This is a genomic window from Saccharopolyspora sp. ID03-671 (assembly GCF_045278815.1).
Classification (GTDB): domain Bacteria; phylum Actinomycetota; class Actinomycetes; order Mycobacteriales; family Pseudonocardiaceae; genus Saccharopolyspora; species Saccharopolyspora ipomoeae.
Window position 1 is genome coordinate 2,731,480 of the sequence record NZ_CP134054.1, and the last position, 18,105, is coordinate 2,749,584.

An 18,105-nucleotide genomic window follows, 5' to 3' on the forward strand; every position below is an offset into this window, starting at 1 on the left:
CCGAAGATGTCGAGGGTTTTCGGTGTGGGGTGGGAGAGGTTTTCATGAAAACTTCCCCCACTCCTGAACCGGGAGGTTTTCATGAGAACTTCGCTCATGAAGGCCACTGGGCGAGGACTGTGACGGTGCCCGGGTCGACCTCGGTGAAGCCCGCGTCCCGGACCATCGCGACTCGGGACTTGCGCCAGGCGGTTTCGGGGTCGTCGCCGGGGTGGAGGTCGGCCCAGGTGTCCGGGGTGGCCCGGCGGACCGCGCAGGGGTAGCCGGCGGTGGCCCAGCGGCGGAGGTCCGCGTCGAGGCCCTCGCCGTGGAGCTGGGCGGCGAGGATCATCGTGGCGTGGCCGACCTGGGCGGCGGACTTGCCCGCGCTCATCGGGACGTCGGGGTTGAGCCACAGGACCGGGACGCCGTCCGGGACCGGGCCGGGTTCGTCGGCTTCGAGCTCGCTGCCGGAGATCTGCAGGCGGCTGAGCTCCTTGGGCATGTCGGCGACCCGCATCGGCAGCAGCGCGCGGACCTCGGCTCCGCCGACGTCGACGGTGATGCCGGGCAGCGCCTGCACCGCTTCCCAGTGCGCGCCGCGGGCGCGGCGGGTGACCTTGCGGATGCGGCCGGAGATCCAGCCGTGCATCGCCTCGTGCCACTCCCCGCCGGGAGCGCACCGCTCGTCGAGGCAGACCGCGAGCGCCGCCGCGGCGGCGGCCTCCAGCAGCGCCGTGCGGGCCGGGGGTTCGCGGCGCTCGATGCGCAGCACCATCGGCATCAGCACGACGTTGTCGGGGTCCTCGTCGGAGGTGTCAGCGGTGGCCTCGCCGGGCAGGGCGAGCCACCGGGCGTAGCGGGAGACGAGCGGGTCGAGCACGGAAAGCGGCAACACGTCTCGCTCAACTCCCACCACGCCGCAGGTGTTCCGGCATCACTGTTCGAGTGGCACCCGTCGCAGCACGCCGTCCTCGGCGTCGGCCGCCTCGATCTCGGCGCGCGTCACGCCGAGCACGAACAGCACCGTGTCCAGGAACGGGTAGGACAGCGCGGTGTCGGCGACCTCGCGCAGCGCGGGCTTGGCGTTGAACGCCACGCCCAGACCGGCCGCGCTGAGCATGTCGATGTCGTTGGCACCGTCGCCGACGGCCACGCACTGGGCGGCGGGAACCCCGTAGTCCTCGGCGAAGCGGCGCAGCGCCTTGGCCTTGCCGGGCCGGTCCACGATCTCGCCGATGACCCGGCCGGTGAGCTTGCCGTCGACGACCTCCAGCTCGTTGGCCGCGCTGAAGTCCAGCCCCAGCTCGTCCACCAGCTGATCGATGATCTGCGTGAACCCGCCGGAGACGACACCGGTGTGGAAGCCCAGCCGGCGCAGCGTGCGGATCGTGGTGCGCGCGCCCGGGGTGAGCTCCAGCTCGGCGGCGACCTCGTCGAGCACCGTGGCGGGCAGGCCCTCCAGGACCGCGACCCGCTGGCGCAGCGACTCGGCGAAGTCCAGCTCGCCGCGCATCGCGCGCTCGGTGACCTCGCGGACCTGGTCCTCGCAGCCCGCGCGGCGGGCCAGCATCTCGATGACCTCGCCCTGGATGAGCGTGGAGTCGACGTCGAAGACCACGAGGCGCTTCGCGCGGCGCGCGAGCCCGGTGCGCTCGACCGCGAGGTCGACGCCGGTGCGGGCGGCCAGCGCCGCCATCGCCTCGGTGAGCTCGTCGTCGTCCTCCGCGTCGGGTGCTGTGACCTTCAGCTCGAGCCCGGTGACCGGGTAGTCGGCGACGCGGTGGATCGAGTCGATGTTGACGTCGATCTCGGCCAGCGCGCGCGAGACGTCGCTGAAGTTGCGGGCCGTCACCGGTTGTCCCAGCACGACCACGACGTGCGTGGATCCGAGCTTGGCGGCGTCGATGTCCTCGGCGCCGATCTCCACGTCGACGGTCATGCCGACCGTCGCCATCGCCTGTTCGACGGCTTCCTGCAGCCTCTCCGGATCGGCCTCGGTGGACACCAGCACGCCCAGCACCAGGCGACTGCGGATCACCACCTGCTCCACGTCGACGATGTCCACGCCGTGGCGCGTCAGCGCCGCGAAGAGCACGGAGGTGACGCCGGGCTTGTCCTTGCCGGTGACGGTGATCAGCACGGTGGTCGCATGCGAGCTCACGACTGCGATGTTTCCTCTCTACCCGAGAAAGTGGACTCAGAAGGCGTGGGGACGGCCGTGGCCGAGCGGCGAAGCCGCTTCCTCCTCCACCACCCGGGCAGCTCGCACCGCCGCGGGTTCTGATGCGGTTCTCCTGCGAGGACGCCGCGACGCCGTGCATCGGCACACATCAGGAGTGGCGCCCGGAGCAGGAGGACCGCCTCAGGTTCCGCTACCCGCACCGCCGCGTTCGCCATTCCCTCACCTTCTGTAAACGCAACGAGCCCCGGCGGGAAACCCGCCGGGGCTCGCCGTCGAGCTAGCCCTAGCCTGGCACAGCCGTGCCGTTCGGGGCTATCGACGAAATCACTTCTCGGTGGTGTCGTCCCGATCCGAGTCGTCCTTGGTCTTGGGCGGCTGAGTCAGGGTGGCGGTACCGCCGGCACCTTCCTCGTGCTTGTGGGCCAAGGTCTTGCCGGTGAGCGACAGGTGCGCTTCGAGCCGCATCCGCTCGGAGATGTGCGGGTAGTGCAGCTCGAACGCCGGGCGCTCGGAGCGGATCCGCGGCAGCTCCTTGAAGTTGTGCCGCGGCGGCGGGCAGGAGGTCGCCCACTCCAGGGAGTTGCCGTAGCCCCACGGGTCGTCGACCTCGGCGACCTCGCCGTACCGGTAGCTCTTGAAGATGTTGTACAGGAACGGGAGCATCGAGGCGCCCAGGATGAACGCGCCGATCGTGGAGATCGTGTTCAGCGTGGTGAAGCCGTCGGACTCCAGGTAGTCGGCGTACCGGCGCGGCATGCCCTCGTTGCCCAGCCAGTGCTGGACCAGGAACGTGCCGTGGAAGCCGATGAAGGTCAGCCAGAAGTGCAGCTTGCCCAGCCGCTCGTCCATCATCCGGCCGTCATCTTCGGGAACCAGAAGTAGATGCCGGCGAAGGTGGCGAACACGATCGTGCCGTAGAGCACGTAGTGGAAGTGCGCGACCACGAAGTAGGTGTCCGAGACGTGGAAGTCGACCGGCGGCATGGCCAGCAGGACACCGGTGAGACCACCGAAGAGGAAGGTGACCAGGAAGCCGACCGAGAAGATCATCGGCGTCTCGAAGGTCAGCTGCCCCTTCCACATGGTGCCGATCCAGTTGAAGAACTTCACACCGGTCGGGACCGCGATCAGGAACGTGGTGAACGCGAAGAACGGCAGCAGCACGGCGCCGGTGGCGTACATGTGGTGCGCCCAGACGACGACCGACAGCGCGGCGATGCCCAGGGTCGCGTAGACCAGACCCGAGTAGCCGAACAGCGGCTTGCGGCTGAACACCGGGAAGATCTCCGAGACGATGCCGAAGAACGGCAGCGCGACGATGTAGACCTCGGGGTGGCCGAAGAACCAGAACAGGTGCTGCCAGAGGATCACGCCGCCGTTGGCCGGGTCGAAGACGTGGGCACCGAGGTGCCGGTCGGCCATCAGGCCCATCAGGGCGGCGGTCAGGATCGGGAACGCCATCAGGATCAGCACGCTGGTGACCATGATGTTCCAGGTGAAGATCGGCATCCGGAACATCGTCATGCCCGGCGCGCGGAGGCAGATCACGGTGGTCAGCATGTTGACCGCACCGAGGATCGTGCCCAGACCGGAGACGGCGAGACCGGCGATCCACATGTCCGCGCCGTGGCCCGGAGAGTGCAGGGCGTCCGACAGCGGGGTGTAGGCGAACCAGCCGAAGTCGGCCGCGCCACCCGGCAGCAGGAAGCCGCTGACGACCATGAGGCCGCCGAACAGGTAGAGCCAGTACCCGAACGCGTTCAGCCGCGGGAACGCGACGTCCGGCGAGCCGATCTGCAGCGGAAGGATGTAGTTCGCGAAGCCGAACAGGATCGGGGTCGCGTACAGCAGCAGCATGATCGTGCCGTGCATGGTGAACAGCTGGTTGTACTGCTCCTGCGACAGGAACTGAAGTCCCGGAACGGCCAACTCACCGCGGATCAGCATCGCCATCAGGCCGCCGACCAGGAAGAACGCGATCGAGGTGACCAGGTAGAGGATGCCGATCTGCTTGTGGTCCGTGGTGCGGAACATCCGCGCCAGGAACGACCCCTTGACCGTTTTGCGCACCGGATAGGGGCGCGTGGCGATCGGCTGTGGCGCGACGGCCGTCACGGTGCCTCCTGCACTCCCTTGAAGCCTTCTCGGACCCGAACGAGGTCCGCCCCGACCCGGGTGGGCCGGTGACAGCATGCGATGCCCGGCAGGAACCCTGCATGACGAGCCGGTCGCGATGCCGCCGACTGCGGATACTAGTCCCGGGGTCCGGCCGGAGTTCGGCCGGGCCGTAGCCACCCTATTCATCGGGGCCCCGATCGTCACCCGCGGTGAGATCCATCAGACACAGCGCGACGTGGACGACGTCGCGCGCACCGGGCGCGAGGCGGACAGATAACCTACGTGGCAACAGGTCCGGCAGCCCACCTGCGTTCGCACCGGGCAGCCCTGGGACGACGTCCACCAGATCCTGGAGGGGAAGCACGTGCGGAAGAGCACGATCATCGGCGCTGTGCTGGTCGGCGGTATCGCACTCGCGGGCTGCACACCGGCCGAGTACGACAGCGACCAGCCGCCGGCCCCGGGCACGCCGCCCGCCGACGCGCCGAAGATGGCCGGTCAGGCCTCGACCGGCCACGGCTCGACCGGCGAGAGCGGGGCGGCCGCGCAGCTGCTGAGCAACCGCCAGCAGGTGCTGGCGCTGGCCGAGCTCGCCGCCACGAAGGCCACCAGCCCGCAGGCCAAGGAGGTCGCCGCGGAGCTCCAGCAGTCGGCGACCGAGCAGGTCACCGAGCTGAAGCAGCTCGCCGGTGGCGCCACCGGCCAGGCCCCGGAGGCCGACGCCGCGCTGTCCGCGCTGAGCGGCGCGGCGTTCGACGCCCAGTGGAAGCAGAAGGTGCTCTCGCTGGTCGGCCAGGCCCCGACGCTGGCCCAGGGCGACGCCGAGCTCTCCGAGCTCGCGACCGAGCTGACCACCGAGCAGCAGGAGATCACGGCGAAGCTCAACGCCGTCGCCTGATCCACGAGCTCTGCAGAAGAGGCACCCGCGAGTCGTCGCGGGTGCCTCTTCTTTTCGCTCTTCACGAGCCAACCTACTGCGAGTAGGCTACTGCGGAGTAGATAGCGGGTTGACTCAAGGGAGAGCAGATGCCGAACGTTGCCGGCAAGGTCGTCCTGATCACCGGGGCCGCGAGGGGGATCGGCGCCGAGACCGCGCGCGAGCTGGCCAAGCGCGGCGCCAAGCTCGCCCTGGTCGGCCTGGAGCCCGAGCAGCTGGCGGAGGTCGCCGCCGAGCTCGGCGAAGGTCACTTCTGGGCCGAGGCCGACGTCACGGACCCCGAGTCGCTGCAGACCGCGGTGGACGCGGCGCGCGAGAAGTTCGGCAGGATCGACGCGGCCATCGCCAACGCAGGCATCGCCCCGCTGGGCAGCATCCGCGAGAGCGATCCGCGCGGCTTCCTCAAGACCATGGACGTCAACGTCAACGGCGTGTTCCACACCGCCCGCGCGGTGATGCCCGCCCTGGCCGAGTCGAAGGGGTACCTGCTGGTGGTGTCCTCGCTGTCGGCGTTCGCGCCGATCGGCGGCATGGCCGCCTACACGGCGAGCAAGGCCGCCTCCGAGGCGTTCGCCTCCGCGCTGCGCATGGAGGTGCTGCACCTGGGCGTCTCGGTGGGTTCGGCGCACCCCTCGTGGATCGACACCGACCTGGTCCGCGAGGTCGCGGGCGATCTCAAGACCTTCACCGAGATGCGCAAGCGCCTGCCGTGGCCGATGCGCGCCATCACCACCCCGGAGGCGTGCGCGCGGGCCTTCGCCCACGCCGTCGAGCGCCGCAAGCGCCGCGTCTACGTCCCGCGCGGCGTCATGCTCATGCACTGGCTGCGCAACGTGCCGGGCTCGGCGCTGGTGGAGCTGTTCATGCGCCCGCAGCTGATCAAGCTCATCCCGCAGCTCGAGCAGGAGGTCCGCGAGCTCGGCCGCTACATGAGCGAGCGGAACCAGAAGCTGAACTCCTGATCCCCGCACTCGTCGACCGGGGAAGTTTTCATGAAAACTTCCCCGACCACCCACCCAGAGGAAATTTCAACTGAAACTTCCCCCGACGAACCCCGGACACCCCACCACCAGCACGTTCTCTCAGTTCGATGCGGTTGAGGTTTCAGTTGAACCTCGGTTCGGGGACGTGGTGGGGGAAGTTTTCATGAAAACTGCGCGGGAGCCGGGATCCGGCCCCGAGGGCCGGTGGTCGGGATCGCGACGGGAGAGCTCCCGACCACCGGGGTCAGCGGGCGTTCTGCTGGCCGACCAGGGGGCGCTGCTGCGGGACGGTCCGCTGGTGCCCGAGCGGCCCCCGCTGCGGCAGCGCGGCGCGCGCCGGGTGGAACACGTCGTGACCGGCCAGGACCGGGCGCTTGGCGAGCACCGGCTGCTGCGGGACGACGGGACGGCGGCGCGGGAGGCTGCGGCGGCTCTGCGCGGCGGCCTGGTAGCACTGCCGCTCGTGCTCGATGCGGGCGATGAGCAGCCAGACCGTCGGATCCCCTTCGCCGGTGGGCCGGTGCTGCGGGCGGTTGGCGGGGCTGATCCAGTACGGCAGCCGCACGATCATGCCGCCGAGGACGGCGCCGATGGTGTTGCACACGACGTCGTCGGCGGAGCAGACGCGGCCGCTGATGGCCACGAACTGGATGGCCTCGATCGAGGCGGAGCACAGCATGCCGCCGACGGCGATCTTGGCGACGCTGTCGAACCACGGGAGCCGTTGCGGCACGAGCACGCTCAGCGGCAGCAGCAGCACGAGGTTGCCCGCCAGCTGCAGCCACGGCTGCGAATCACCGGGGGCCGCGCTGAGCGCTTCGGTGACGTCGTTGCCGATCTCGGGCCGGAACGGCTCCAGCGTCGGCACCTGGGGCGTGAAGACCAGGTAGCCCACGACGAGGATCGAGTAGGCCAGGGCTCCGTCGATCAGCGGTTCCCGCATCACGAACGGCTCGGTCGAATAGCCGCGGAACACTCCGGATCCGCACCCCACGGCGAGCGCGACCAGGAGCAGCGTCGTCACCACGGGAACGAATCCGTCGAATGCCACGAGAATCTGCTGCACGTCCGCCGCACTTCCTCTGGCAGCCAGCGCCAGGACTCAAGGCACGCGGTGAATCCTCAGCGGATCTACCGAATACCTGGAAACCGTTGGGAATTGTCATTTCCAGCGGTCGGCGTTGACCGAGATCTTCTGGGGTCTGCATCGGCCGGTGGCGGCCGGACGCCGCCTCGGGGTTTCGCGACGTCCGGCCGCCGGACCCCTGCCACCGCTGGGGCGGCAGGGCGGGGTTTCGCGACGTAGCAGGCCATTCGGCGGATTTCCGGGCCCTCGTCGGGGTACGGGTCCCGGCTTCCGTCCGGCCGACCACGACGCGGTCCCCGCGACTGGTCTGGTGGTGTCCATCTGAATCGACTCCGTTCGCAGTGAAAGGTAACCGGAATCGCAGGTCGAAAGACAGGAATGGCAAGAAGACGCCATAGCCCGAATAGCTCTCCACAATGGACGAGAACGGCCGCGAAAAGCGCCGTGAACTGCGAATCTGCAACGATCAAGTACCGGAGTCGCCGAACCGGTCCGAATATTCCCACAATTCCCAGCGCGCGTTCATTCGTGAATTCCGCGTAACCGCACGTGAACACGACGACAAGTCCGTGAATAACGGGGAATCCCGCGGTGAACCCACCCGAACCGCAACCCGCGCCCCAACCGGACCGTGCCCCAACCGGACCGGGGCCCAACCTACCCCTACCGCCCCCGATTGACGAGAACGGCCCACCGGCTCGTCAGAACCGGTGGGCCGCGGTGGTGCTCGTCGTCAGTCCTTCTTCTTGAAGAGGCGGCGGAGGGGGTCGTAGCGGCGGTCCGCGACTCGTTCCTTGAGGGGGATGAGGGCGTTGTCGGTGATGTGGATGTGCTCGGGGCAGACGTCGGTGCAGCACTTGGTGATGTTGCACATGCCCAGGCCGTGGTCTCCCCTGGCCTCCTCCGGGCGGTCGCGGGCCTCGTCGAGCGGGTGCATCTCCAGCTCGGCGACGCGCATGAGGAAGCGAGGACCGGAGAACGCCTCCTTGTTGTCCTCGTGGTCGCGGATGACGTGGCAGGTGTCCTGGCACAGGAAGCACTCGATGCACTTGCGGAACTCCTGCGAGCGCTGCACGTCGACCTGCTGCATCCGGTACTCGCCGGGTTCGAGGCCCGCCGGCGGGGTGAACGCCGGGACCTCGCGGGCCTTGACGTAGTTGTACGACACGTCGGTGACGAGGTCCTTGATCAGCGGGAACGTGCGCATCGGGGTGACGGTGATCGTCTCGTCCTCGGTGAACGTCGACATCCGCGTCATGCACATCAGGCGGGGGCGGCCGTTGATCTCCGCCGAGCACGAACCGCACTTGCCCGCCTTGCAGTTCCAGCGGACCGCCATGTCCGGGGCCTGGGTGGCCTGCAGCCGGTGGATGATGTCGAGGACGACCTCGCCCTCGTTGACCTCGACGGTGTAGTCCTGCAGCTCGCCGTCGTCGGTGCCGCGCCACACGCGGAAGTGCGCTTGGTATCCCATCACCGCTCCTCAGCCTGGACGTCCGCGAGTTCTTCCTCGGTGTAGTACTTGCGCAGCTCGTCGAGCTTGAACAGCTCCAGCAGGTCGTGCCGCATCGGCGGCTGCTGCTGCTCGGCGACCTCGACGCCGTCGCCGGACTTCGTGCACACCAGCAGCTTCCGGCGCCACTGGGCCTCCATCCCCGGGTGGTCGTCGCGGGTGTGGCCGCCGCGGCTCTCGGTGCGCAGCAGCGCTGCCCGGGCGACGCACTCGCTGACCAGCAGCATGTTCCGCAGGTCCAGCGCCAGGTGCCAGCCGGGGTTGAACTGCCGGTTGCCCTCCACCTCCAGGTGCTCGGCGCGGGCGACGAGCTCGCGCAGCCGGTCCAGCGCCTCGCGCATCTCGGTGCCGCGCCGGATGATGCCGACCAGGTCGTTCATCGACTGCTGGAGCTCGGAGTGCAGCGCGTAGGGGTTCTCGCTGCGGCCCTCCTCGGGGTTGAACGGGTCGGCGGCGCGCCGCGCCGCGGCGTCCACATCGGACTCGGCGATCGCGGGCCTGCCCGACAGGCCCCGCACGTAATCGGCGGCGCCGGTTCCGGCGCGGCGGCCGAAGACCAGCAGGTCCGACAGCGAGTTGCCGCCCAGGCGGTTCGACCCGTGCATGCCGCCCGCGACCTCACCGGCCGCGAACAGCCCCGGCACCCGCGAGGCCGCGGTGTCCGGGTCGACCTCGACGCCGCCCATCACGTAGTGGCAGGTCGGGCCGACCTCCATCGCCTCGGCGGTGATGTCCACGTCGGCCAGTTCCTTGAACTGGTGGTGCATCGACGGCAGCCGCTTGGTGATCGTCTCGGCCGGGAGCCGCGTGGCCACGTCGAGGAACACACCGCCGTGCTGGGAGCCCCGGCCCTCCTTGACCTCGTTGTTGATGGCGCGGGCGACCTCGTCGCGCGGCAGCAGCTCGGGCGGCCTGCGGTTGTTGTCCGGGTCGTCGTACCAGCGGTCGGCCTCGGCTTCGCTGTCGGCGTAGTTGTCCTTGAACACCTCGGGGATGTAGTCGAACATGAACCGGCTGCCCTCGGAGTTGCGCAGCACTCCCCCGTCGCCGCGCACCGACTCGGTGACCAGGATTCCCTTCACGCTCGGCGGCCACACCATGCCGGTGGGGTGGAACTGCACGAACTCCATGTTGATCAGCGAGGCCCCGGCGCGCAGCGCCAGCGCGTGCCCGTCGCCGGTGTACTCCCAGGAGTTCGAGGTGACCTTGAAGGACTTGCCGATGCCGCCGGTGGCGAGGACGACGGCGGGCGCGTCGAAGAGCACGAACCGCCCGGACTCCCGCCAGTACCCGAACGCCCCGGAGATCCGGTCGCCCTCCTTGGTCAGCTCGGTGACCGTGCACTCCTGGAAGACCTTGATGCGCGCCTCGTGGTCGCCGAACTCGGCGTGGTCCTCCTGCTGCAGCGAGACGATCTTCTGCTGCAGCGTGCGGATGAGCTCCAGCCCGGTCCGGTCGCCGACGTGCGCGAGCCGCGGGTACTCGTGCCCGCCGAAGTTGCGCTGGCTGATCCGGCCGTCGGGGGTGCGGTCGAACAGCGCCCCGTAGGTCTCCAGCTCCCACACCCGTTGCGGCGCCTCGCGGGCGTGCAGCTCGGCCATCCGCCAGTTGTTGAGGAACTTCCCGCCGCGCATGGTGTCGCGGAAGTGCACCTGCCAATCGTCGTGGGAGTTGACGTTGCCCATCGAGGCGGCGATGCCGCCCTCGGCCATGACCGTGTGCGCCTTGCCGAACAGGGACTTGCACACCACCGCGGTGCGCAGTCCCGCCGAGCGGGTCTCGATCGCCGCGCGCAGACCCGCGCCACCGGCGCCGATCACGACCACGTCGTACTCGTGCCGTTCGATCTCCACATCCAGTCCTTCTAGTTGAACAGCCGGGGATCGCTGATGGCGCCGCTGGCCACCAGCATCACGTACAGGTCGACCAGCGCGACCGAGGCCAGGGAGCACCAGGCGAGCAGCATGTGCTTGCCGTTGAGCCAGGTGACCTTGGTCCAGAGCCAGTAGCGCACCGGGTGCTTCGAGAAGTGGTTGAGCCTGCCGCCGATGAGGTGGCGGCAGGAGTGGCAGGACAGCGTGTAGGCCCACAGCAGCACCACGTTGACCACCATCAGCACCGTGCCGAGACCGACGCCGACACCGCCGTCGGTGCCCTTGAACGCGATGACCGTGTCGTAGGTCAGCACCGACGCGACCAGCATCGCCGCGTAGAAGAAGTAGCGGTGCGCGTTCTGCAGGATCAGCGGGAACCGGGTCTCGCCGGTGTAGCGGCGGTGCGGTTCGCCCACGGCGCAGGCCGGCGGCGACGCCCAGAACGCCCGGTAGTAGGCCTTGCGGTAGTAGTAGCAGGTCAGCCGGAACCCGAGCACGAACGGCAGCACGAAGATCGGCGGTGGCACCAGCCACCCCAGGTCCGGGAAGGGCTGTCCGAAGTGGCTGGACCCGGGCACGCAGGCCGCCGACAGGCACGGCGAGAAGAACGGCGCCAGGTAGTTGTGCTCCGGGACCCAGTACCACTGGTTCATGAACGTGCGGATCAGGCCGTAGACCACGAAGGCCGTCAGGCCGAGGAAGGTCACCAGCGGCGGGAGCCACCAGCGGTCGGTGCGCAGGGTGCGCGCGCCGATGCGGGCCCGGCCGGTGGCGCTAGCGGGTGCGGACATTCGTTGACCTCGTTGTCATGAGTCGTCCGACGTGCTCACCTTGAGGCCGCTCATTGTGGATCAGGCCACAGTCCGCTGCTAGTCCCCCGTAAGGTTCAATCGCCGCCGCCTCAGCGCCGGGGGTGGCCTCCGAGGCCCTCGTCGTCGGCGTCCTGCCAGAGCGACGAGTCGTAGGGGGTGTCCGGCACGATCACCACGTCGTCGCGGGTCTCGTCGCTGCGCCGCGGTGCGGGCAGCTCGGTGACGAGCTCGGCGGCGTCGATGTCGAGTCGTTCGATGTCGTTGTGGATCCGGCGGAGCGCGGCGGCGTCGCCGTAGCGCTGCCGCAAAGCCCCGGCGCTGCTCTTGAGCTGCGCCAGAACGCGCTGGAACTCGGCCAGTTCGGTCGTAGTCGAGGCCATCGGCGAACACCTCTCGCGCCTAGGTGGTGGAACCTCCCCCTAGGACTCTGCCCGCCTCCGTCAAATGTGACAAGTACCACATCGAACGATCATCCGATGCGTCCCTCGAACGGGCGCCGGGACGCGGTCCGCTCGGCCGCGTCGCGCTCGGCGCAGGGCGGGCCGGAGATCGCGCGGCCGATGCGCTGAGCGCCCCAGCCCAGCGCCAGCACGTAGCCCAGCGAGCAGGCGATCACCACCGCCGACGCCGACGGCCACAGCCACTCCGGAACGCCGGGGGCCGCCTCGCGGCGCAGCAGCTGGTACTCGGGCATGGCCGGGCGGGTGAACTGCGCGGGCGCGGACACGCCCGGCTTGTCGCGGGACGCGTCGGCCGGGAAGTACACCGGCGTCGCGAGGATCGCGCGGCCCGAGTGCAGCCTGATGATCGTCTTCCAGGGCCCGCTGATCGGCATCGGCTGATTGGTCCGGTACACGCCGGGGCCGATCTCGGTCATCCGGTCGACGTGCAGCGCTCCGCCCTGCCAGCCGGTGATCGTCAGCCACGTCGGGTGCTCGGCGATCGGCGCGGGCTCGATGCGCACCTCGGCCTGCCGAGTCCGCTCGTCGACGGTCACCTCCGCGCGCACGTCTCCCGGCGCGGCGCCCACCAGCCCGTTGACCACGGCGATCGCGATGCCGCTCAGCGCCGCCGCGAACACGCCGACGCGAACCCGAGCGGGCGGCAGCTCACCGCGCAGCGCCCGCACCAGCAGCGCGCCCAGCAGGCCACCGCAGACGCCGCCGAGCAGCGACATCAGCACGCCCTCCGGCAGCATGTCCGGTGACCACGGCAGCCGGTAGGCGGCGGAGGTCCACACGTACTCGCTGGTGTAGCCGATGGTGCCGATGAGCAGGCCGGAGAACACGCCCAGCACCAGCGGTCTGCGCACCAGGGCCACCGCGGCGATCTCCACGCACAGCGCCTCGACGACGTAGAGCGGCATCGCCGAGGTCGGCCCGCCCAGGGCCGTTCCGACCAGCAGCGCGATCCCGCCGCGGGTGAGCAGGAACAGCGCGACGGCCAGCACCGCTCCCCCGCGCCCGATCCACAGCCGCGCGGCCACCAGCGCGCACCCGGCGGACACGGCGATGAGCAGCGGCTGGAAGACCATCCGGAACTGCGGGACGCCGAAGTCCCACTCGGCCTGGAACAGCGACAGCCCGACCAGCAGCGCCCCGCACAGCAGGCCGCGTCGCACGTAGAGCGCGCGCATCGTCTCGGCGCGGCCGGTGCGCACGAACCGGCCCTCGCGCTCCAGCAGGGCCATCGCGACCAGCGACAGCGAGACGCCGCCGATGATGATCAGCCGCGCGGGCCCCCACAGCGTCACGTCCTGGCCGAAGAGCCGCTGCCACACGGCGTCGAGCGGGAACCCCAGCAGCGAGAAGAACCCGGCCAGGCCCAGCAGCAGTCCGCTGGTCGGGGCCTCCCAGCAGCGGGTGATGCGCAGCGCCGCGCGGCCGGGGCTCTCGCCCACCGGCAGCACCGTCGCCAGGGTTCCGGCGACGCAGAGGCCGAAGAGCCCGAACAGGATCGGGTAGTGCGCGATGTTGGCCAGCGGGCCGTGGCCGCGTCCCTGCGTGATCCGCAGGGCGATGTCCCAGTACAGCCCGAGCAGTGTCACCAGCAGCGACATCAGCGCGATCCGCAGCGGTAGCGCGGACCAGCCGGGGAGCCCCCGCAGCAGCCAGGAGTGCTCGGCGCGTTCGGCGTGGCGGGCCAGCGCGGTGATCTTGCCGGTGCGGTGCCCGTAGCCGAACGCGATCAGCAGCGCGGCCAGCAGTGCGGCGCTACCGGAAGCGATGAGGATCTGATCGAGGTCCGCGCCTCCCGCCGGGCCGGAGCCCGGCGACTGCTGGATGAGCGAGGTCATGCGGTGATCGAACACCAAACCCTCTAACGCTGTCAGGCTTTACTGTGACATTCAACGTTGTCACGAAGAGGGTTCACTCTTTCGGCCCAACCGCGCGACGATTCTCCCCTCACGCGGAATCCGCGACACGCCGACTTCTTTGGCCGCTAAGTCTTGTGGCTCACAGTCCGGAGCACAAGACTCCCGTACGGTTCCCGAACTATCTGATCCTGTTGACTGCGAGGCAGCTTTGAGCATTCTCGGCACCCGGGTCCAACGTGTCGAAGACCCACGCCTTCTCACAGTCGGCGGCACCTACGTGGACGACCTGCGTGAACCCGCCCTGCAAGGCGCACTGCACGTCCTGTTCGTCCGCAGTCCGCTGGCCCACGCCACCATCACCGAAGTGGACGTCGACGAAGCCAGGTCGGCGCCCGGCGTGCACGGCGTTTTCACCGCCGACGACGTCGACCTCCCGCCCTACGCCTCGGGCGGCAGCCTCTCCGGCCCCACCCCGCCCGGCCTCGACCGGCCGCACCTGGCCAAGGGCGTCGTGCACTACGTCGGCGAACCGGTCGTGGCGGTGGCCGCCGAAACCCTGGCCCAGGCCCAGGACGCGGCGGAGATGGTCTCCATCGACTACGACCCGCTCGACCCGGTGATCGACCTGGACGAGGCCCTGGCCGGCGAGAAGCTGGTGTTCCCGGAAGCGGGCACCAACGTCATCGGCACCGCGGGCGAGCTCGACGACTCGCTGTTCGACGACTGCGAGGTCGTGGTCACCAGGCAGATCGTCAACCAGCGCGTGGCCGCGGCCTCGCTGGAGGGCCGCTCGGCCGCCTGCGCCTGGGAGGGCGACAAGGTCACCCTGTGGCTGTCCAACCAGAACGCGCAGTCCTGCCGCGACGAGCTGATGGGCAATCTCGGCCTGCCGCAGGACAAGCTGCGCGTCATCACGCCCGACGTGGGCGGCGGCTTCGGCGCCAAGATCGGCTCCGAGCAGGAGGCCGCGCTGCTGTCGCTGGTGTCCCGCAAGATCGGCAAGCCGGTCAAGTGGGTCGAGACCCGCAGCGAGAACCTGGTCGCGATGACGCACGGCCGCGCGCAGCGGCACCAGATCACCATCGGCGGCAGCCGCGACGGCCGGGTGCAGGCCTACCGGCTGGAGATCGTGCAGGACGTCGGCGCCTACCCGCGGATGGGCGCGTTCCTGCCGGTGTTCACGCAGATGATGGCCAGCGGCGTCTACGACATCGCAAAGGTCGAGTCGCGGGCGCAGACCGTGGTCACCAACACCACGCCGATCGGCGCCTACCGCGGTGCCGGGCGCCCGGAGGCCACCGCCGCCGTGGAGCGCGCGATCGACCTGTTCGCCGCCGAGATCGGCGCCGACCCGGCCGACGTGCGACGCAAGAACCTGGTCAAGCCGGAGCAGTTCCCATACCAGACGCCGGGCGGGATGCTCTACGACACCGGCGAGTACATCAAGGGGCTCGACTCGGTCCTGGAGGCCGCCGACTACGCCTCGCTGCGCGAGGAGCAGGCGAAGCGGCGCGCGGACGGCAGCGCCAAGCAGCTGGGCATCGGCCTGGCCAGCTACGTGGAGATCACCGCGCCGAACAACACCGAGGGCGAGACCGGGCACGTCGAGATCCGGCCCGACGGCAGCGTTCTGGTGCTCACCGGCAGCTCCCCGCACGGCCAGGGCCACTGGACGAGCTACGCGATGCTGGTGTCCGAGCAGCTGGGCATCGACCTGGACAAGATCGAGGTCGTGCACGGCGACACGGACCTGATCCCCAAGGGCGTGGGCACGATGGGCTCGCGCTCGCTGCAGCTGGGCGGCACGGCCGTGCACCGGGCCGCGATCGACGTCAAGGACAAGGCCCGCAAGCTGGCCGCCGAGATGATCGAGAGCGACGAGGCCGACATCGAGCTCACCGACGGCAAGTGGCAGGTGCGCGGCGCCCCGAACGTCACGGTGTCGTGGGCCGATCTGGCGCAGAAGTCCGCCGACGGCCTGGCCGCCGACGTGCACTTCGTGGAGGACCGGCCGACGTTCCCGTTCGGCAGCCACCTCGCGGTCGTCGAGGTCGACGTGGAGACCGGCAAGGTCGACTACCTGCGGCACGTCACGGTCGACGACGCGGGCGTGATCATCAACCCGGTGCTCACCGAGGGCCAGCGGCACGGCGGCATCGCCCAGGGCGCGGCGCAGGCGCTGCTGGAGGAGGTCTCCTACGACTCCGACGGCAACCCGCAGAACGCCAGCTTCGCCGACTACGCGATCGTCACCGCCGCCGAGCTGCCGAGCTTCGAGCTGCTGACCATGGAAACGGCCACCACCCTGAACCCGTTGGGCGTGAAGGGGATCGGCGAGGCCGGGACCATCGGGTCCACTCCCGCGGTGCAGAACGCGGTGGTGGACGCGCTGTCCCACCTCGGCGTCCGGCACATCGACATGCCCACCACGCCCCAGCGGGTGTGGGAAGCGATCAACCAGGCATAGAAACACCGCTGATCTCGTTCAGGTAGTGCACCTGAGAAGCCTAGGAGTTCCTTCGTGCAAGTTTCGATCAACGTCAACGGCGAGCAGCGGACCCACGACGTGGAGGACCGCACCCTGCTCGTCCAGTACCTGCGCGACGACTGCGAGCTGACCGGCACCAACATCGGCTGCGACACCACGTCGTGCGGTGCGTGCACGGTGCTGCTCAACGGCGAGTCGGTCAAGTCCTGCACGGTGCTGGCCGCGCAGGCCGAGGGCCGCGAGGTCACCACCATCGAGGGCCTGGCGGACGGCGAGGAGCTGCACCCGATGCAGCGCTCGTTCCAGAAGAACCACGGCCTGCAGTGCGGGTACTGCACGCCGGGCATGGTGATGGCCTCGGTGTCGCTGGTGGAGGAGAACCCGAACCTGACCGAGGCCGACGTGCGGTCCGGGCTGGAGGGCAACCTCTGCCGCTGCACCGGCTACCACAACATCGTTCAGGCCGTGCTCGACGCGGCCCAGGAGAAGCAGGGGGCCGCGGAATGATTCCTGCCGCCTTCACCTACAAGCGCGCCACCACGGTCGACGAGGCGCTGAACCTGCTCGCCGAGCACGGCGACGACGCGAAGCTGCTGGCGGGCGGGCACTCGCTGCTGCCGCTGATGAAGCTGCGGTTCGCGGTGCCGGAGGTCGTCATCGACGTCGGCGGCCTGCGCGACCTGTCCTACATCCGCGATGAGGGTTCGCAGATCCGCATCGGTGCCCTGACCCGGCACCACGACCTGGAGCACTCGGAGCTGCTGCGGCGCGAGATCCCGCTGCTCGCGCACGCGGCGGGCACCATCGGCGACCCGCAGGTCCGCCACCGCGGCACGATCGGCGGTTCGCTGGTCCACGGCGACCCGGCCTCGGACCTGCCGGCCGTGGCGCTGGCGCTGGACGCGGTGCTGGTGGCCCAGGGCCCGTCGGGGACCCGGGAGATCGCGATCACGGACTTCTTCACCGACTTCTTCGAGACCTCGCTCGGCGAGGACGAGCTGCTGGTGGAGATCCGCGTCGAGAAGAACCCGAACCAGGGCTGGGACTTCCAGAAGTTCACCAAGCGCGCCATCGACTGGGCGGTCGTGGGCGTGGCGGTCGCGGGCAACCGCGTCGCCCTGGTCAACATGGGCCCGACCCCGATGCGCGCGGCAGGCGTCGAGGAGGCCCTGGCCTCCGGCGCCACCCCGGCCGAAGCGGCCGAGCGCGCCGCGGAGAACACCTCTCCCCCGGACCAGCCCTCGGCCACGGCGGAGTACCGCCACCACCTCGCCAAGGTCCTGGTCCGCAGAGCCCTCGAAGCAGCAACCACCCGCAATTCCTGACGAACACCCGAAGGGCGCCCCCAGCACCAGCCGGGGGCGCCCTTCGTCGTCAGCGCGAGAGACGACCGGTCACGCGCACACCGCGGGCTGGTCCAGCGTGATGTCCTGCTCCCCGAAGTTGACCACCAACCGCAGCGACCCGCCGAGCGCCTGCACGTACCGCTCGATGGTTCCCACCTCGAACTGGGCGAGATCTCCCTTCTCCAGGTTGCTGATCCGCGGCTGGCTCACGCCCATCCGAGCGGCGAGCTGCGTCTGCGAGAAGCCGAGCTCCTCACGGCACTGAGCAAGCCGATAACCGATGATGTAGGCGTGGGTGGCCGCGCGGGCGTGCTCCTGGTTCGCCTCCACGTCCCGCCCCCGCGCGCGGTCCAGGGCGTGCTTGTCCTTCTTGACCTCGTCCCAGGAACGTCCCATCGCTCAGCCCTCCTCCAACTCAGCCAGCGAATATAATGCAGGGATTATTGCCACGCCAAGTCGCCATCACA

Annotated in this window: 14 protein-coding genes and 1 pseudogene; 5 read left to right on the top strand and 10 right to left on the bottom strand. The window is 69.6% G+C overall.

The annotated features are described in order from the left end of the window. Positions 1-94: 94 nt before the first annotated feature. From REH65_RS12255 to ctaD, 3 genes and pseudogenes are all read right to left on the bottom strand, one after another. Positions 95-877 (bottom strand): peptidyl-tRNA hydrolase, encoded by a 783-nt coding sequence (locus tag REH65_RS12255; protein WP_406692513.1) that lies wholly within the window; start codon positions 875-877, stop codon positions 95-97. A 39-nt stretch (positions 878-916) separates the two neighbouring features. Continuing rightward, complete coding sequence (serB, locus tag REH65_RS12260) at positions 917-2,143, bottom strand: phosphoserine phosphatase SerB (RefSeq protein ID WP_406692514.1); 1,227 nt, start codon at positions 2,141-2,143, stop codon at positions 917-919. 345 nt (positions 2,144-2,488) lie between these two features. Next, a pseudogene (ctaD, locus tag REH65_RS12265) lies at positions 2,489-4,278 on the bottom strand (cytochrome c oxidase subunit I). A gap of 367 nt (positions 4,279-4,645) precedes the next feature. On the opposite strand from ctaD, the gene REH65_RS12270 reads away from it, so the two are divergent. Next, positions 4,646-5,179 carry a DUF305 domain-containing protein gene (locus REH65_RS12270; RefSeq protein WP_406692515.1) on the top strand — a complete coding sequence of 178 codons (534 nt, stop codon included), beginning with the start codon at positions 4,646-4,648 and terminating at the stop codon, positions 5,177-5,179. Positions 5,180-5,307: 128 nt separating this feature from the next. Then, the gene (locus REH65_RS12275) at positions 5,308-6,180 is read left to right on the top strand and encodes an SDR family oxidoreductase (RefSeq protein ID WP_281456271.1); all 873 of its coding nucleotides are present in this window, start codon (positions 5,308-5,310) and stop codon (positions 6,178-6,180) included. Between the two features lie 265 nt (positions 6,181-6,445). Here the strand turns inward: REH65_RS12275 and REH65_RS12280 are convergent, their stop codons facing one another. The 6 genes from REH65_RS12280 to REH65_RS12305 form a co-directional block, all read right to left on the bottom strand. Beyond that, positions 6,446-7,225 carry a VanZ family protein gene (locus REH65_RS12280; protein WP_406692516.1) on the bottom strand — a complete coding sequence of 260 codons (780 nt, stop codon included), beginning with the start codon at positions 7,223-7,225 and terminating at the stop codon, positions 6,446-6,448. 796 nt (positions 7,226-8,021) lie between these two features. After that, positions 8,022-8,762: a succinate dehydrogenase/fumarate reductase iron-sulfur subunit gene (locus tag REH65_RS12285; protein ID WP_281456273.1), complete on the bottom strand. Its 741-nt coding sequence runs from the start codon at positions 8,760-8,762 to the stop codon at positions 8,022-8,024. Continuing rightward, positions 8,762-10,654 (bottom strand): fumarate reductase/succinate dehydrogenase flavoprotein subunit, encoded by a 1,893-nt coding sequence (locus REH65_RS12290; RefSeq protein WP_406692517.1) that lies wholly within the window; start codon positions 10,652-10,654, stop codon positions 8,762-8,764. Before REH65_RS12290 ends, REH65_RS12285 begins: the two co-directional genes overlap by 1 nt. Positions 10,655-10,665: 11 nt before the next feature. Next, complete coding sequence (locus REH65_RS12295) at positions 10,666-11,466, bottom strand: hypothetical protein (RefSeq protein ID WP_406692518.1); 801 nt, start codon at positions 11,464-11,466, stop codon at positions 10,666-10,668. Positions 11,467-11,576: 110 nt separating this feature from the next. Next, positions 11,577-11,867 (bottom strand): hypothetical protein, encoded by a 291-nt coding sequence (locus tag REH65_RS12300; protein ID WP_406692519.1) that lies wholly within the window; start codon positions 11,865-11,867, stop codon positions 11,577-11,579. Between the two features lie 89 nt (positions 11,868-11,956). Beyond that, positions 11,957-13,783 carry a hypothetical protein gene (locus tag REH65_RS12305; RefSeq protein WP_406692520.1) on the bottom strand — a complete coding sequence of 609 codons (1,827 nt, stop codon included), beginning with the start codon at positions 13,781-13,783 and terminating at the stop codon, positions 11,957-11,959. 229 nt (positions 13,784-14,012) lie between these two features. On the opposite strand from REH65_RS12305, the gene REH65_RS12310 reads away from it, so the two are divergent. Genes REH65_RS12310 through REH65_RS12320 form a run of 3 tightly spaced genes read left to right on the top strand, consistent with a single transcriptional unit; the run spans position 14,013 to position 17,617 of the window. Further along, positions 14,013-16,271, top strand: coding sequence for a xanthine dehydrogenase family protein molybdopterin-binding subunit (locus REH65_RS12310; RefSeq protein WP_406692521.1), 2,259 nt, complete (start codon positions 14,013-14,015; stop codon positions 16,269-16,271). 54 nt (positions 16,272-16,325) lie between these two features. Next, the gene (locus tag REH65_RS12315) at positions 16,326-16,799 is read left to right on the top strand and encodes a (2Fe-2S)-binding protein (RefSeq protein ID WP_406692522.1); all 474 of its coding nucleotides are present in this window, start codon (positions 16,326-16,328) and stop codon (positions 16,797-16,799) included. Beyond that, complete coding sequence (locus REH65_RS12320) at positions 16,796-17,617, top strand: FAD binding domain-containing protein (protein ID WP_406692523.1); 822 nt, start codon at positions 16,796-16,798, stop codon at positions 17,615-17,617. The genes REH65_RS12315 and REH65_RS12320 overlap by 4 nt, the downstream gene beginning before the upstream one ends. Before the next feature lie 69 nt (positions 17,618-17,686). Here REH65_RS12320 and REH65_RS12325 read toward each other — a convergent pair whose 3' ends face one another. Further along, positions 17,687-18,034: a helix-turn-helix domain-containing protein gene (locus tag REH65_RS12325; RefSeq protein ID WP_406692524.1), complete on the bottom strand. Its 348-nt coding sequence runs from the start codon at positions 18,032-18,034 to the stop codon at positions 17,687-17,689. Between the last annotated feature and the right edge of the window lie 71 nt (positions 18,035-18,105).

What these genes read in the sequence shown, in the direction of transcription:
- REH65_RS12325 (WP_406692524.1), bottom strand. Translation starts at nt 18,034, where the DNA reads ATGGGACGTTCCTGGGACGAGGTCAAGAAGGACAAGCACGCCCTGGAC.
- REH65_RS12285 (WP_281456273.1), bottom strand. Translation starts at nt 8,762, where the DNA reads ATGGGATACCAAGCGCACTTCCGCGTGTGGCGCGGCACCGACGACGGC.
- REH65_RS12300 (WP_406692519.1), bottom strand. Translation starts at nt 11,867, where the DNA reads ATGGCCTCGACTACGACCGAACTGGCCGAGTTCCAGCGCGTTCTGGCG.
- REH65_RS12320 (WP_406692523.1), top strand. Translation starts at nt 16,796, where the DNA reads ATGATTCCTGCCGCCTTCACCTACAAGCGCGCCACCACGGTCGACGAG.
- REH65_RS12295 (WP_406692518.1), bottom strand. Translation starts at nt 11,466, where the DNA reads ATGTCCGCACCCGCTAGCGCCACCGGCCGGGCCCGCATCGGCGCGCGC.
- REH65_RS12275 (WP_281456271.1), top strand. Translation starts at nt 5,308, where the DNA reads ATGCCGAACGTTGCCGGCAAGGTCGTCCTGATCACCGGGGCCGCGAGG.
- REH65_RS12305 (WP_406692520.1), bottom strand. Translation starts at nt 13,783, where the DNA reads ATGACCTCGCTCATCCAGCAGTCGCCGGGCTCCGGCCCGGCGGGAGGC.